The sequence below is a fragment of the Luteitalea sp. genome (genome assembly GCF_022842525.1).
Classification (GTDB): Bacteria; Acidobacteriota; Vicinamibacteria; order Vicinamibacterales; family Vicinamibacteraceae; genus Luteitalea.
In genome coordinates, this window is sequence record NZ_JALHPM010000161.1 from 1 (window position 1) to 14841 (window position 14841).

The 14841-nt window shown below is 69.9% G+C and carries 11 protein-coding genes and 1 pseudogene; 8 read left to right on the top strand and 4 right to left on the bottom strand.

The window, feature by feature from the left end:
* Together Q0C41_RS23910 and Q0C41_RS23915 are read right to left on the bottom strand one after the other, a co-directional pair.
* Positions 1–415 (bottom strand): annotated as a pseudogene (locus tag Q0C41_RS23910) (carboxylate--amine ligase); the annotation flags it as partial.
* A 36-nt stretch (positions 416–451) separates the two neighbouring features.
* Positions 452–1792 (bottom strand): CUAEP/CCAEP-tail radical SAM (seleno)protein, encoded by a 1341-nt coding sequence (locus Q0C41_RS23915; RefSeq protein ID WP_291988130.1) that lies wholly within the window; start codon positions 1790–1792, stop codon positions 452–454.
* Positions 1793–1864: 72 nt separating this feature from the next.
* Between Q0C41_RS23915 and Q0C41_RS23920 the strand changes: the two genes are divergently transcribed.
* The 7 genes from Q0C41_RS23920 (at position 1865) to Q0C41_RS23950 (ending at position 10126) form a co-directional block, all read left to right on the top strand.
* Complete coding sequence (locus Q0C41_RS23920; protein ID WP_291988131.1) at positions 1865–2944, top strand: NAD(P)-dependent oxidoreductase; 1080 nt, start codon at positions 1865–1867, stop codon at positions 2942–2944.
* An 11-nt stretch (positions 2945–2955) separates the two neighbouring features.
* Entirely contained in the window at positions 2956–3303 is a 348-nt protein-coding gene (locus tag Q0C41_RS23925) for a 2Fe-2S iron-sulfur cluster-binding protein (RefSeq protein WP_291988132.1), read from the top strand.
* 162 nt (positions 3304–3465) lie between these two features.
* Complete coding sequence (locus Q0C41_RS23930) at positions 3466–5448, top strand: ATP-binding protein (protein WP_291988133.1); 1983 nt, start codon at positions 3466–3468, stop codon at positions 5446–5448.
* Between the two features lie 2 nt (positions 5449–5450).
* Complete coding sequence (locus Q0C41_RS23935; protein WP_291988142.1) at positions 5451–5999, top strand: YfiR family protein; 549 nt, start codon at positions 5451–5453, stop codon at positions 5997–5999.
* Positions 6000–6007: 8 nt separating this feature from the next.
* Positions 6008–8020 carry a TonB-dependent receptor gene (locus tag Q0C41_RS23940; RefSeq protein WP_291988134.1) on the top strand — a complete coding sequence of 671 codons (2013 nt, stop codon included), beginning with the start codon at positions 6008–6010 and terminating at the stop codon, positions 8018–8020.
* Positions 8017–8763 carry a PEP-CTERM/exosortase system-associated acyltransferase gene (locus Q0C41_RS23945; protein ID WP_291988135.1) on the top strand — a complete coding sequence of 249 codons (747 nt, stop codon included), beginning with the start codon at positions 8017–8019 and terminating at the stop codon, positions 8761–8763. Before Q0C41_RS23940 ends, Q0C41_RS23945 begins: the two co-directional genes overlap by 4 nt.
* Positions 8753–10126 (top strand): hypothetical protein, encoded by a 1374-nt coding sequence (locus tag Q0C41_RS23950; protein WP_291988136.1) that lies wholly within the window; start codon positions 8753–8755, stop codon positions 10124–10126. Before Q0C41_RS23945 ends, Q0C41_RS23950 begins: the two co-directional genes overlap by 11 nt.
* A gap of 10 nt (positions 10127–10136) precedes the next feature.
* Here the strand turns inward: Q0C41_RS23950 and Q0C41_RS23955 are convergent, their stop codons facing one another.
* Positions 10137–11642: an oligopeptide:H+ symporter gene (locus Q0C41_RS23955; protein ID WP_291988137.1), complete on the bottom strand. Its 1506-nt coding sequence runs from the start codon at positions 11640–11642 to the stop codon at positions 10137–10139.
* Between the two features lie 110 nt (positions 11643–11752).
* Between Q0C41_RS23955 and Q0C41_RS23960 the strand changes: the two genes are divergently transcribed.
* The gene (locus Q0C41_RS23960; protein ID WP_291988138.1) at positions 11753–14287 is read left to right on the top strand and encodes a phosphoenolpyruvate carboxylase; all 2535 of its coding nucleotides are present in this window, start codon (positions 11753–11755) and stop codon (positions 14285–14287) included.
* Here the strand turns inward: Q0C41_RS23960 and Q0C41_RS23965 are convergent.
* On the bottom strand, positions 14259–14841 hold a 583-nt coding region (locus Q0C41_RS23965; protein ID WP_291988140.1), incomplete at its 5' end, for an efflux RND transporter periplasmic adaptor subunit. The genes Q0C41_RS23960 and Q0C41_RS23965 overlap by 29 nt on opposite strands.

The following is a 14841-nucleotide window of genomic DNA, read 5'->3' on the forward strand; positions in this document are numbered from 1 at the left end:
GTCGATCGAGATCCTCGTCGCCGCGCGCCGGGATGGTGACGAACCAGGGCACCGGCAGCCCGGCGGCGAGCAGGCGGCCGCGTGCCAGCAGCTTGTTGGCGGCGGCGGCCACCGCGTCGGGACGATGCCAGGGCAGCCCGCGGGCGGCCGCGAGATGCGCGGCGAGCCAGGCGGGGCGATCGCCGACGGCGAGCACCCCGTCGACGGCGGTCCCGGCCAGGGCCTCGAGCACCGGCGGCACCAGCGTCTCATCGCGATCGAACCGCGCCGGAATGGCGTCGTCGCCCCACGGGTCCTCGAGGTGATCGCAGCGGTCGGAGACGAGGCGCAGGGTCACGCCGGCACGGCGCGCCGCCTCGTCGAAGGCGCGCGCCTGGTACCCCAGGGTCGTCGTACACAACAGAACGGTCGGCATCTACACGAGAGCTCCCGGCTCTCCGGTGGGCTCGGCTCAACAGTACCAGGGCTCGTCGAGGTACGGCACGGTGGCGCGAACCCATGCGTCAGCGGGCGCGCACGTATCGCGTGATCGCCCGGCCGCCACCTCGGCGAGGCGACGCAGTTCCTCGTAGGCCAGTGCCGCGCTCGCACGCCGCCCCTGTCGGCCGAGCCACGCCATCATGTCGGCCTGCAGCCGGTCGACGACGGGATCGTCGTGTGTCCAGGGGTGGGCCAGCGCGTCGCGATCGAAAGCGCCGGCGACGCGCGCCACGACGGGATCGGCCAGCAGCGCCGACCCGGCGGGGAGCAACAGACGCAAGGCCAGCTGCACCGGGGCCACGACACCGACGAGGTCGTTGGCGACGAGGGCGTCGAGCAGCGCCAGGTAGCCGTCCAGCGTCGTCCAGGGCGTGAAGGCCACGAAGGTCGGGACGAGCGCCAGACCGCGATCGCGACAGGCCGCGATCGCCCGTCGTGCGTCGTCGGCGGTGTGCCCCTTCCGCAATCGCCGGAGGATGTCATCGTCGAAGGCCTCGACGGCGGACGTGACGAACGCGCAGCGTGTCGCGGCCAGCAGATCGAGGAGGTCCGGATGGCGGAGCAGGTGCTCGACCTTGATGGTGACGTCGTAGGTGACGTCGGGATGTCGGGCCGACAGGGCCTCGAGGAGGCGACGCGCGTGCGTCGGGCCATTGAGGAAATCGGGGTCCCCGAAGGTGATGTGCCGGGCGCCGGCCGCGACCTGCTGGTCGACGTCGGCCATGACCACGTCCACCGGCACGACGCGCAGGGCGCCGCCATAGACGGGGACGATCGGGCAGTGCGCGCAGGTGTGCAGGCAGCCCCGGCTCGCCTCGGTGTAGCCGGCCAGCCGCTGCTCGCCCTCGATGGTGAGGCGTGCGTAGCGATCGAGGGGCGGCAGCGTCGATCGGTCGGGCACCCGGAAGGCCAGGCGCGGCACCTGTGTGCCGCGAGGCAGCGGCGCGTCCACCCGCTGACCGGACGCCAGCGCGACCAGCTGCGCCTCGGCCTCGACGCCGAGCACGTGCGAGGCCCCCTGGTGACGGAGCCAGGCCTCGTTCATCGGCCCGTAGAGGCCGAAGGCTACCCGCAGGGCCTCGGGGCGTGCGTCACGCAGCATGACCAGCACGGGGCCGGCGAGGCGCGTGGCCGCGTGCATCGGCACGTGCAGGGCGAACACCCGGGCCTGCGCCACGACGGCGGGCGGCATGGGGTCGCGAGACAGATCGACGGTGCGGACCTCGAGGCCTGCCGCCCGGAGCCACGCCGCCGCCGAGGCCAGCCCGAACGGGGGCCGCCCCAACTCGTACGTGGACAGCAGGACGATCACCGGGCGAGTGTAGCAAGGCCTCGCCGCCAGCCCGGGCACGGCGCCCGCCTCGAGGCGGTACTATGGCGAGGTTTGACTACCGACGCGACAGCGACCCCAGGGCCCGACACCGCGCCGCGCGTGCTCGTCACCGGCGGAGCCGGCTTCCTCGGCATCAATCTCCTGCGATACCTGCATGCCCGCGGCTACGCGCTGACGTCGCTGGACATCGCGCCGTTCGGGTATCCCGACATGGCCCCCCACGTGCGGGTCATCGAGGGCGACATCCGGCGGCGGGCCGATCTGGACCGTGCGCTCGAAGGCTGCTCGCTCGTCGTCCACTGCGCGGCGGCGCTGCCGCTCTATCCGCCCGAGGACATCCACACCACCGATGTGGTCGGGACCGGCCTCGTGCTCGAGAGCGCCCGCGACCATGGCGTGTCGCGTGTCGTCCACATCTCCTCGACGGCCGTCTACGGCATCCCCGACCATCACCCGCTCGATGAAGGTGACCGTCTGCACGGGGTCGGCCCGTACGGCATCGCCAAGGTCGAGGCCGAAGCGGTCGCGGAGCGGTATCGCGCCGCGGGGCTCATCGTGCCCGTGCTGCGCCCGAAGTCGTTCATCGGGCCCGAACGGCTCGGCGTGTTCGCGCTGCTCTACGACTGGGCGCTCGACCAGCGGCACTTCCCGATGATCGGCAACGGACGCAATCGCTACCAGTTGCTCGACGTCGAGGACCTGTGCGAGGCCATCGTCCTGTGCCTGACGCTGCCGCCCGAGGCCGCCAACGACACGTTCAACATCGGCGCGAAGGACTTCCTGACGATGCGCGAGGACTACCAGGTGGTGCTGGATCGGGCGGGGCACGGCAAGCGCATCATCGGCTTCCCGGCCGCGCCGGCCATCTGGGGCCTGCGCGTCCTCGAAGCCCTGGGCGTGTCGCCTCTCTACAAGTGGGTGTACGAGACCGCGTCGAAGGACTCGTTCGTGTCGATCGAGAAGGCCCAGCGGCAGCTGGGCTTCACCCCGAAGTTCTCGAACCGCGACGCGCTGCTGCGCAACTTCGAGTGGTACATCGCGCATCGCGATCAGTTCGCGGAGGCCTCGGGCATCTCGCACCGGGTGCCGTGGAAGCAGGGCGCGATCGGGCTGTTGAAGAAGTTCTTCTAGAGGAGCTGTGGATGCCGAAGCTGACAATCGAGGGAGTGGGCACGTTCGACGTGCCCGAGGGACAGCGCCTGGTGCTGGCGATCGAACAGCAGGGCGTGGACATCCTGCACGCCTGCGGCGGCAACGCGCGCTGCACGACCTGCCGGGTGGAGTTCGTCGACGGCGAGCCGACGGCGATGACGCGAGCCGAGAAGGACAAGCTCGAACAGCGCGCCCTCACCGGCGTGCGCCTGGCCTGCCAGATCGCCTGTGATCACGACATGACCGTGCGGGCCATCAGCCGCCTCGAAGGCTCTGGTCGCGCCGACGCCGGGTCCGCCCCGGACGCCGCGATCCAGCCGCCGCCCGAGTGGATCTGACCCGCCGGGGACGTCTGGCGGCCTGACGACATCGCGTCGGATCTGTCGGTTTTCCGACAGATCCGTCCCCTCTGCCGAACCTTTGGTCAGGTAAATCGCGGGGTTTTGCGCCAGTCAGCCCCGAATGGGCCGGGGCACACGACCTGCATTTCGACAGGGGAGATGCAGAGGGCCTCCCTGAAGCGGCAGCTGATCCTGATCAGCATGTGCACCACCACAGCTGCGCTGCTGGTGGCCTGCACGCTCTTCCTCTGCTACGACTACGTCACCTTCCGCGACTCGGACCTCGCGTCGCTCGACACCCTCGCCACGACCGTGGGCGCGGGCACCGCCGCCGCCGTCAGCTTCGATGATGTCCCGACGGCACAGGAGGCGCTCGACGCGCTCGCCGGGCACGTCCATGTGCAGACGGCGCGGGTCTACACCGACCAGGGGATCGTGTTTGCCGAGTACCGGCGCGCCGGTGCCGCCGCCGTGCCGGCCTCCTGGGGCACGCCCCCGGCCCTCGGCCAGCACATCACGTGGCAGACGCTGGAGGTCGTGCAGCCGATTGCCGTCGCCGGCGAGCCCATCGGCACCATCGCCATTCAGGCCTCGCGGCAGGGCCAGCACGCCCGCATGCAGCGCTTCGCGGCGATGGCGGCCGGCATCATCCTCACGTCGTGGATCGTCGCGTTCCTGATCACCTCACGACTCCAGCAACTGGTGTCCGGACCAGTCGTCCGGCTGGCCGATGCCGCGGCCCGCGTCTCGCGCGATCGCAATTACGGCATCCGCGTCGCCCGGACGAGTGACGACGAGGTCGGCGCCCTCGTCACCAGCTTCAACGACATGCTGGCGCAGATCCAGCAGCAGGACGAGGACCTTCGACGGCATCACGCCACGCTCGAGGCGCAGGTGGCGGCGCGCACGGCCGAACTCAGCGCCACCAATGCCGATCTGGCACGGTCCAGAGATCGCGCCGAGCATGCCAGCCGGGCCAAGAGCGAGTTCCTGGCCAACATGAGCCACGAGATCCGCACGCCGATGAATGGCGTGATCGGGATGATCGACCTCACTCTGGACTCGCCGATTCCCGACGCCCAGCGTGAGCAGCTCGAGATCGCGCGGACCTCGGCCGAAGCGCTGCTGACGATCGTCAACGACATCCTGGACCTGTCCAAGATCGAAGCCGGCCGTGTCGATCTCGACGAAACCACCTTCGACGTGGCCGACGCGGTCGAGGACGCAATCCGCACGGTGAGCGTCGCGGCCCGCGCCAAGGGGCTCGCGCTCGAGTGGCAGATCGATCCCGACGGCCCCTCCCGCGTGCGCGCCGACCGTGGCCGTCTGCGCCAGGTCCTGATCAACCTGGTGAGTAACGCCGTCAAGTTCACCTTCGAGGGGCGCGTGCAGGTGGAGGTGCGGGTGCAGCCGGGCCCGGCGGGCACCGGCGTGCTGCAGGGTGCCGTCCGAGACACCGGCATCGGCATCCCCCTCGACAAGCAGGCGCTGATCTTCGAGGCGTTCTCGCAGGCCGACGGGTCGACCACGCGCCGCTACGGCGGCACGGGTCTCGGCCTGACCATCAGTGCGCGGCTGCTGTCGCTGATGGGCGGCGACCTGCGCGTGGAGAGCACCGAGGGCGCCGGCAGCACCTTCCGCTTCTCGGCGCGCGTGGGCGTGCCCGCCGCACCGGCGCGACTCGAGGCTCCGCCTGCCGGCACGTCGGTCCGCCCGGCCCTGCCGCCCAGCACGGCCCTGCACGTCCTGCTGGTCGAGGACAACGCCGTCAACCAGCGCGTGGCGCTCGGCTTCCTCGCACGAGCCGGCCACCGCGTCGGAGTGGCGACCAACGGACGCGAAGCCCTCGATGCCCTGGCCCTGGCCCGATACGACCTCGTCTTGATGGACATGCAGATGCCCGTCATGGGTGGGCTCGATGCGATTGCCGCCATCCGCGCCGCCGAGCGAGACGGGCCGGAACGGCAGCCGATCATCGCCCTCACCGCCTACGCCATCGACGGCGACCGGGAACAGTTCCTCGCCGCGGGCGCCGATGGCTACGTCTCCAAGCCGATCGCCCCGGCCCGGCTCTTCGAGGAGATCGACCGCGTGATGGGACGCGCCCGGCGCTGGCGCAGCGCAGAGGCGCGGCCGGCGTGACCATGCCGTGCGTGCGCGTGGTCGAGGCTCGCTGCCTGCGCCTGATCGCCAGCATCGTCCTGCTGGTGTTCCTGCGCCCGTACGGCGTCGTGACGCAGGAGGTGACCGGTCCGGCGCTGACGGCCGCGTTCCTGTTCAACTTCCTCAAGTTCACCACCTGGCCGCAGGACGTGCTGCCCGACGCCGCGCCGCTGACGATGTGCGTGGTCAATGCGCCGGCCATCGGCAGCGCGCTCACTGGCGCGGTCAAGGGACGCGTCGTCGCCGGTCACGCCATCCGCGTGGCGCAGCCGACCGACGATGCCGCGCTCCGCGGCTGCCATCTGCTCTTCGTGTCGGGTCCGCGTCCCGCGGCTCTGAAGGCGATCGGCGTCGTCAGGGACACGCCGGTCCTGACCGTGAGCGACCTGCAGGGATTCACCACGGACGGCGGCATCGCCCAGCTGCACCTGCAGCAGGGGCAGCTCCGTTTCGCGTTCGGCCTCGACGCCGTACGTGCCTCGCGCCTCCAGATCAGCTCGAAGCTGCTGGCGCTGGCGAGGCAGCCATGAGGACTGGCATGTTCCATCAGATGGTCCGTTCGCTGGCACTCGGGGTGGCGCTGGCGCTGGCGCTGCCGGTTGCCGCGGGTGCCCAGGCCCCGCTGCCCGACCTGACGCTCGAGGAGTTGATGGCCCTCGATGCGGGACAGGTGTACGGCGCGTCCGAGCGCCTCCAGCCCGTGACCGAGGCGCCGGCCTCGGTGTCCTTCGTGACCGCCGACGAGATCGCGCGGTTCGGCTACCGCACGCTGGCCGACATCCTCCGCGGCGTGCGCGGCATGCACGTCAGCGACGACCGCAACTTCAGCCTGCTCGGCGTGCGCGGATTCGGCAAGCCGGGCGACTACAACAGCCGCATCCTGCTGCTCGTCAACGGCCACCGCGTCAACGACACCGTGTTCGGCCAGGCCGAGATCGGGGCGGAGTTCGGCATGGATCCGGCGACGTTCGAGCGCGTCGAGATCATCCGCGGCCCGGCGTCGTCGATCTACGGCGACAGTGCCTTCTTCGCCGTGGTCAACGTCATCACGAAGAAGGGGGCGTCGATCGGTGGCGGCACGGTGGCTCTCGAGGCCGGCTCGCTCGGCACCCAGATGGCGCGGGCCAGCGTCGGGCACGCCTTCGGCACCGGCGTGGACGTGGCGATGTCGGCCACCTTCGAGCAGAGTGACGGCGTCGGCCGGCTCTACTTCCCGGCCTTCGACACCCCCGAGACCAACAATGGCGTGGCCGAGAACCTCGACGGCGAGCGCGTCCACCAGTTCTACGGCCAGCTGACCTACAAGTCGCTGACCTTCACGGCGGCCTACGGCTCGCGCCGCCGCACGGTGCCGACGGCGTCGTTCAACACGCTGTTCAACGAGCAGCAGTTCCCCGAACAGACCACCGACCGGCACACGCTGCTCGATGCCGAATGGGTCCGGCTGTACGGCGAGACCCGTCTCTCCATCCGCGGCTCGTTCGATCGCTTCACGTACGACGGCACGTATCCGTTCGCCGGTGAGGGCACCGGACCGGCGCGCGTGCTGGTGGGCGTCAACAGCGTCAACGGCGTGCGGTGGACCGGCGGGGTGCGCGTGACGCGGCCCATCGGCACCCGCCAGACGATGATTGCCGGGCTCGAGTACATCGACAACGTCAACCAGGACCAGGAGTCGCGCTACATCGACCCGCCGTTCGTCCTGCTCGACCTCGATCGTCGTGCGCAGCAGACGGCGTTGTATCTCCAGGACGAGATCAAGCTGGCGTCCTGGTTGATCGGCACCGTCGGCCTGAGGTACGACGGCTACGAGCAGTTCACGCGCGTGACGCCGCGCACCGCCCTCATCGCCATGCCCTCCACCGGGCAGTCGTTCAAGTACCTCTTCGGCAGCGCCTTCCGCGCGCCGAATGCGTACGAACTCAACGCCGTCTACTTCGGCGACGGGGTCAACGATCTGCGACCCGAATCCATCGACACGCACGAGCTCGTCTGGGAACGCTACACCGGCGACTGGCTGCGGACCTCGGTCTCCGGGTACTGGTACCGCGCCAACCGTCTGATCACGCTGGCCGAGGATCCGACGACGTTCTTCGGCACGACGTATCTCAATCAGGGGCAGGTGCGTGCGCGCGGCCTCGAGATCGAGGCCCAGATGCGCCTGCCGCGCGGCTGGCAGGCCTCGAGCAGCTACGCGCTCCAGCAGGCCGTGAGTCGCGAGACCGGCACCGATCTGCCCAACTCGCCCCGCCACATGCTGAAGAGTCGCCTCAGCATTCCCGCCTGGGGGCCGCAGTCCTTCCTCGCGCTGGAGGCCATCTATCTCGGCGAGCGCCGTACCATCGCCGACCTGCCGGTGCCTGGCGCGGCGACCGTCCACCTGACCCTGACCCAGCCGCTCACCAAGTCGCTGGCGCTGGTCGGCACCGTCCGCAACCTGTTCGACGTCGACTACAGCGACCCGGCCAGCTCGGCCCACCTGCAGGACGTCATTCCGCAGAACGGGCGCACGGCCCGGATCGGTCTGCGCTGGACACTGGGCGCCCGATGAACGCCATCGCCCACCCGATGCGACCCGTACCAGACACCACCGCGCCGTACTTCACGGCAGTCGAAATCGACGAACTCCCTGACCTGCTGCACGCCAGCTACGAGCTGCGCTATCAGGTGTATTGCCTGGAGCGCCACTTCCTGCCGGCCGACAGGTATCCGGAGGGCTTCGAAACCGACGTCTTCGACCAGCATGCCGTGCACCTCGGCGTGCTGGATCCCCACGGCGTGCTCGTCGCGACGGCCCGCCTGGTGCGACGCACCGAGGACGGCCTGCCGATGTACGGGCACTGCAGCCTGCTGGTGCACCATCCCGTCATCGCCGACCCGCGCGCCCCCATCGTCGAGGTGTCGCGGCTGGCCGTCAGCCGCGCCTTCAACCGTCGGCGCGGCGACGAGCACTACGCGCTCGAAGGCGCCACGTCCGAGCGGGCCGACCGACGCCGCGAAGGGGGCGAGATCGTCATGACGCTCTATCGCGCGCTGTACCAGGCGTCCAAGCGGCATGGCTTCACGCACTGGCTGGCCGCCACCGAGCGGTCGTTGCAGCGGCTCGTCATCCGGTATCACTTCCCGTTCGTGCAGGTCGGGCCCGAGACGGATTACTTCGGCATGGTGGCGCCGTATCTGATGGACCTGTCGGCCTTCGACGTCGAGATCCTCAGTCAGGACGTGCCCGCACTGCGCGACTTCCTCGTCGGCCTCGAACCGCACCTGATCCCGGTGATGCCCGATGCCCGATGACCTGTGCCCCGAGGCCGACCCGGCCGCCGGGGCGGCGCTGCTGGACACGTTCCAGGCAGTGGTCGCCCGCATGCCCTGGTATCGCACGCTGCTGGCCGAAGCCGGCGTCTCGCCGCACGAGATCGCCAGCCCCGAGGACATCGCACGCCGGTGCCCGCGGCTGTCGAAGCAGAACACCTTCGAACGCTTCCGTCTGCAGGACCTCGCGGCCGGGACCCCGCTGCCGGCGCTCGCGTCGGTCCTGACCAGCTCCGGTCATGGCGGACGCTTCTCGTTCGGGCTCGCGACCCGTGGCCAGGACGCCGCTGCGGCCGAGGCCATCGACCATGCGCTCGATGCAGCTTTCGCCGTGCGCACGCGGCCGACACTCGCCGTCAACTGCCTGCCGATGGGCGTGACCTTCGCGTCACGCTGCATGACCGTCGCCACGACGAGCGTGCGCGAAGACATGGCCCTCGCGTTGATCGAGGCGTTCGGCCCGGCGTACGCGCAGGTGCTGCTCGTGGCCGATCCCCTGTTCCTGAAGCGACTGACGGACGTCGCCGCGCGGCTGGGCGTCGACTGGCGCCGGCACCGGATGCAGGTGGTCGTGGGTGAGGAGGTCTTCGGCGAGCACTTCCGTACCTACATGGCCCAGCATCTCGGGCTCGCCCTCGACGCCCCGGAGGGGGGCTGGCTGATGTCGTCCATGGGCGTCGGGGAACTCGGCCTGCATCTGTGCTACGAGACCAGAGCGACGGTGGCGCTGCGGCGACGCCTGGCGACGCACGCGGCCTTCGCGCAGGCGCTGCTCGGCCCGGCGCGCGCGCTGCAGGGGACGCCGATGTGCTTCACGTACGACACGCGGCGCATCCACGTGGAGGTGGACACCCCCGATGCGGATGGCTTCGGTCGCCTGCTCGTCTCGATGCTGGATCCGGACCTGCCGGTGCCGCTGCTGCGCTACGAGACCGGCGACGTGGGGCGCCTCGTGGCGCCGCGGGCCGTGCAGGCCCTGCTCGACGCCTATGGGCTCGAGAGCCCCCAGGACCTGCCGTCGCCGTTGCTGTTGCTGCGGGGCCGCGCGCGGGAGCGGCTGCCCAATGGCGCGCATGTCGGCGTCTACAAGGACGCGATCTATGCGGACGCCTCGGTGGCCCGCCACCTCACCGGGGCGGTTCGCCTGACGGCCGACGGCAGTGCGCTGACGATGCACGTCCAGCTGGTCCCGGACGCCGCCCCGCCACCGAATCTGCGGGCGGTCGTCCATGCGGCGTTGCCCGAGGCCGCACGACCGGCGGCCGTCGAGGTCTGGCCGTACGCCGCGTTCCCCTTCGGCATGACCCTCGACTACGAGCGCAAGTTCGTGTCGTGGCTGCCGTAGCGGCGTCGTGCTACTTCACGCCGTGCATCAGCTTGTTGAGCAGCGGTGAGACCAGCAACAGGATGCCGCCCGAGATGAGCAGGGCCCAGAAGCCGAAGGTATAGCCCCCGAGCGCCGAGGCCGTGGTCATGCCGCTCTCGCCGCTGACGTACCCGGCGAAGATGCCCGACAGGTTGTTGCCGATCCCGGTCGAGAGGAACCAGCCGCCCATCCCGAACCCGACCAGTCGCACCGGAGCGAGCTTGGTCACCATCGAGAGCCCGATCGGCGACAGGCACAACTCCCCCACCGACTGGATGACGTAGACCATGAACAACGTCCAGAAGGGGATCTTGCCGGCGTCGCTGACGAGACTCGACAACGCGAACATCAGCAGCAGGAACGCCAGGCCGTTGAAGACCAGGCCGAGGCCGAACTTGCGCGGAATCGACGGGTTCCAGGCGCCGAGCCGGACCCAGATCCACGCGATGATCGGCGCCAGCGTGATGATGGCGATCGAGTTGACCGACTGGAACCACGCCACGGGGAACGTCCAGCTGCCGAACTCCCGGTTGACGATCTTGTCGGCGAGGAACGTGAACGAGCTGCCTGCCTGCTCGAAGAACATCCAGAACATCACGTTGAACGCGAAGATGATCAGCATCGCGATCGCCTTGTCGCGCGCCACCGGGCCGGTGCGCACGCCCTCGGCCAGCAACAGCACGCACAGCCCGACGAACATGGCCGTCAGCACGTACTGCAGCGCCGTCGCGCCGAGTTGCGCGAGCAGCACCCACGTGACCGGCACGGCCAGCAGACAGCCGAGCGCCACCGCCGCGACCGTCGAGCCGCCTTCGCGCCCGACGATCGGCGCGCCGATGCCCTCGAGCTGCTGGCGTCCGAACCAGAACCACACGAGGCTGACGAGCATGCCGACGCCGGACGCGATGAAGACGTACTTGTACGCGGGCATGCCGCTGGTGCCGAAGACCTGATCGGCGAGCCAGCCGGTGAGGATGGGCGCCAGGAACGCGCCGGCGTTGATCCCCATGTAGAAGATCGTGAAGCCCGAATCACGCCGCTGGTCGGCCTGCGTGTACAGCTTGCCGACCATTGTCGAGATGTTGGGCTTGAAGAGCCCGTTGCCGACGATGATCGTGGCCAGGCCGAATTCGAAGATGCGGATGTCGGGGACCGCGATCATGAACAGGCCGGCGGCCATGATCGTGGCGCCGAGGAGAATCGAGCGCTGGTAGCCGAGGATCTTGTCGGCGACGTAGCCGCCGAAGATGGCCGCCGCATAGACGAGCGCGAGGTAGGCACCGTAGGTCCGGCTGGCCGGCTCCTCGCCGGACGGGCTGCCGGCATGGAACTGCGCGACGATGTAGAGGACGAGGGCCCAGCGGATGCCGTAGAAGGCGAACCGCTCCCAGAACTCGGTCATGAACAGCATCCACAGCGGTCGTGGATGGCCCATGACGGTGCCGAAGGCCGGAACCGGCGCCTCGGTCGTGCTCGAACGCGTGTCTCCGCTCATGCGGACTCCTCCGTCGCGGCCTGCTCGTGCCGAGGGAGGCCCGCTCGCCTGCGCGACATAGGCGACAGAAATAGCACAGGTACATGCGTCACGCGGCCTAGAATGGGCGCATGCCCGTGGCGCCACCGCCTGCCCCCGACTCGCAGGGTCCCCTTCGCCGTGACGTGCGCCTGCTCGGCGCCCTGCTCGGCCACGTCATCCGCGAACAGGAAGGCCAGTCGCTCTACGACGCCGAAGAGCAGGTCCGCCAGACCTCGCGCGCCGGCGATTTCGGCGCCGTGCAGACCATCGTCGCGGCGCTGCCCGTCGATGAGCAGGGCCGCCTCGTCCGGGCGTTCTCGCTCTACTTCCAGTTGGCCAATCTCGCCGAGCAGCATCACCGCATCAGACGGCGCCGGCAGTACGCCGTCGAGCGGCGCGTCGCGGCCGAGTCGCTCGATGCGGCCTTCCAGCAGCTCGAAGCGGCTGGCGTCACCAGCGCGCAGATGCGTGATGCCGCGCGTCGGGTGTCGCTCGAACTCGTCCTGACCGCGCATCCGACCGAGGCGACGCGACGGACCGTGCTCACCGCCCAGCTCCAGATCAGCGAGCTGCTGCACCGCCTCGACGATCCGCAGTTGTCGGATCCCGGCAAGCGCGACATCGAAGACGCCCTGGCCGAGCAGATCACCACGCTGTGGCAGACCGACGAGACGCGGACCAAGCGGCCCCGGGTGGTCGACGAGATCCGCCATGGCCTCTGGTTCTTCGAGCAGAGCCTCTTCGAGGTCGCGCCGGCACTGGTCGGCGACTATCGCCGGCGGATTCCCGGCGCTCCACTGCCGCTGCGGTTCGGCAGCTGGATCGGCGGCGACCAGGACGGCAACCCCAATGCCGGCCCCGCCACGCTGCGCGCCGCGGCGCAGCGCGCTCGTGAACTCGTGCTGCATCGCTACGCCGACGAAGTGCGCGAGATGGCCCGCACGATGGGCGTGTCCCGAGCGCTCGTGGACGTCAACGAGGCGCTGCTGACTTCCATCGCCGCCGACGAGCAGCGGCTCGCCGATTTCGTCGGCGACATCACCGCCTCGGCCGACGACGAGCCGTACCGACGCAAGCTGTGGCTGATGTACCACCGGCTGCTGCAGACCGCGGCAGCCAAGCCCGGGGGCTACGGGCACGTCCACGATTTCGTCGCCGACCTCGAGGTGATCGACGCGTCGCTGCGCGCACACCGTGGCGAGCGCATCGCCAACGGCCGCCTCGCTGCCCTGCGCCGGCGGGTCGAGCTGTTCGGCTTCCACGTCGCCAAGGTGGACGTCCGCGTCCATGCCCGCGACCTGACCACACAGGCCGACCGCGTCCGCGAGACGCTGCAGGTCGTCGCCGAGTTGCAGAAGGAACACGGGCCGGCCGCCTGCGACACCTTCATCCTCTCCGGCACCACCGGCCCCGAGCCCGTCATCACCGCGACCGGCATGGCCCGCGAGGCGGGGCTGACGCTGTCGGTCGTGCCGCTGTTCGAGTCCATCGACGACCTGCAGCGCGCCGGGCAGATCGTCGAGGCCCTCGCGACCTCGCCGGAGTTCGCCCGCGTGCTCGACGCCCGTCGTCGACGCATGGAAGTGATGGTGGGCTACTCGGATTCGGCCAAGGACGGCGGCTACCTGGCCGCGCAGTGGGAGATCTATCGCGCGCAGGAAGAGCTCTCGGCCGTCGCGGCGCGACACCGCATCGAGCTGACCATCTTCCACGGCCGCGGTGGCAGCACCGGCCGGGGTGGCGGTCCCACCCATGCCGCCATCCTCGCGCAGCCCGGCGGCCACGCGCGCGGGCGCCTGAAGCTCACCGAGCAGGGTGAGACGATCTCGTTCAAGTACGGCCTGCCGGGTCTCGCCTACCGCAACCTCGAGGCCGCGCTCTCCGCCACGCTGCTCTCGGTCTTCCCCAACGTCGTCGGGTCGAGTGCCCCGGACGTCGGGCGCGAGGTGATGGCCGAGGCCGCCAGGCGCTCGGAGGTGGCCTTCCGCGACTTCGTCTGGCACAACCCGCTGTTCGTGCCGTTCTTCCGCTCGTTCACGCCGGTGGATGAACTGGCGTTGCTCGAGATCGGGTCACGGCCGGCGCGGCGCCCGTCTGCCGATGCCGAGTTCCTGCAGTCCCTGCGGGCGATCCCGTGGGTCTTCTCCTGGACGCAGAATCGATCGTTGCTGCCGGCGTGGTTCGGGTGCGGCAGTGGGCTGGCACCGATCCTCGACACCGCCGAGGGGCTCGACACGGTGCGGAAGCTCTATCGCGACTGGCCGTTCTTCCGGTCGATCGTCGAGAACCTCGAGATGACCCTGGCCAAGTCGAGTCTCGAGATCGCGCGCGCCTATCTGGATCTGGTGCCTGAGAGCGCCGACCCGGATGGACACTTCGCCCGGATTGCGGACGAACATGCGCTGACCACGGACGTGGTGCTGCGCATCGTCGAGGCCGATCACCTGCTCGATCGTCACCCGGTGGTGCAGCGGACGATTCGCCTGCGCAACCCGTACGTCAACCCGATCAACGCCATGCAGGTCGCGTTGCTCAGGGCACACCGGGGTGGCGACGCCGAGGCGGCGCGCCCGCTGGTGCGCACGATTGCGGGTATCACCGCCGGGCTGCGGAACTCGGGCTGACCGGGTCGCCGTCCTTGAGGGTCCGCAGCACCTGGAAGGGCCCGGAGACCACGGGGGTGCCTGGCTCGACGCCCGTCACTTCGATCGACAGCCCGCCGATGATGCCGGTCGTGACGGGGACGAACCGCACCAGGTTGTCCCGCACCACGAACACGCCGGTCTGGTCCGTCTCGCTGCCCTCCGCGGCGCGCAACACGACCGACTGCAGCGGCACGACGATGGCGTTCTTGCGCTCGTCGGTGAGGATCTCGGCGTCGCACGTCAGGCCGGGCCGCAGGCCCGAGTCGGCCTCCATGATGCGGACGACCACGCGGAACTCGCGCGCGGCGGCGGTGGCGGCCGCGCCGGCCGGCGGCGGCAGCGCGCCGGTGCCGATCTCGATCACCTTGCCCGTGAACGTGCGCCCCGGCACGGCGTCGAGCGACACGGTCGCCGACTGCCCCAGCTTCAGCCGCATCACGTCCGCTTCGGCCACCTTGATCTCGGCATTGATGTCGGCGAGATCCGAGATCGTCATCAGCGTGGTGCCCGGCTGGTTCTGGATGCCGATCACC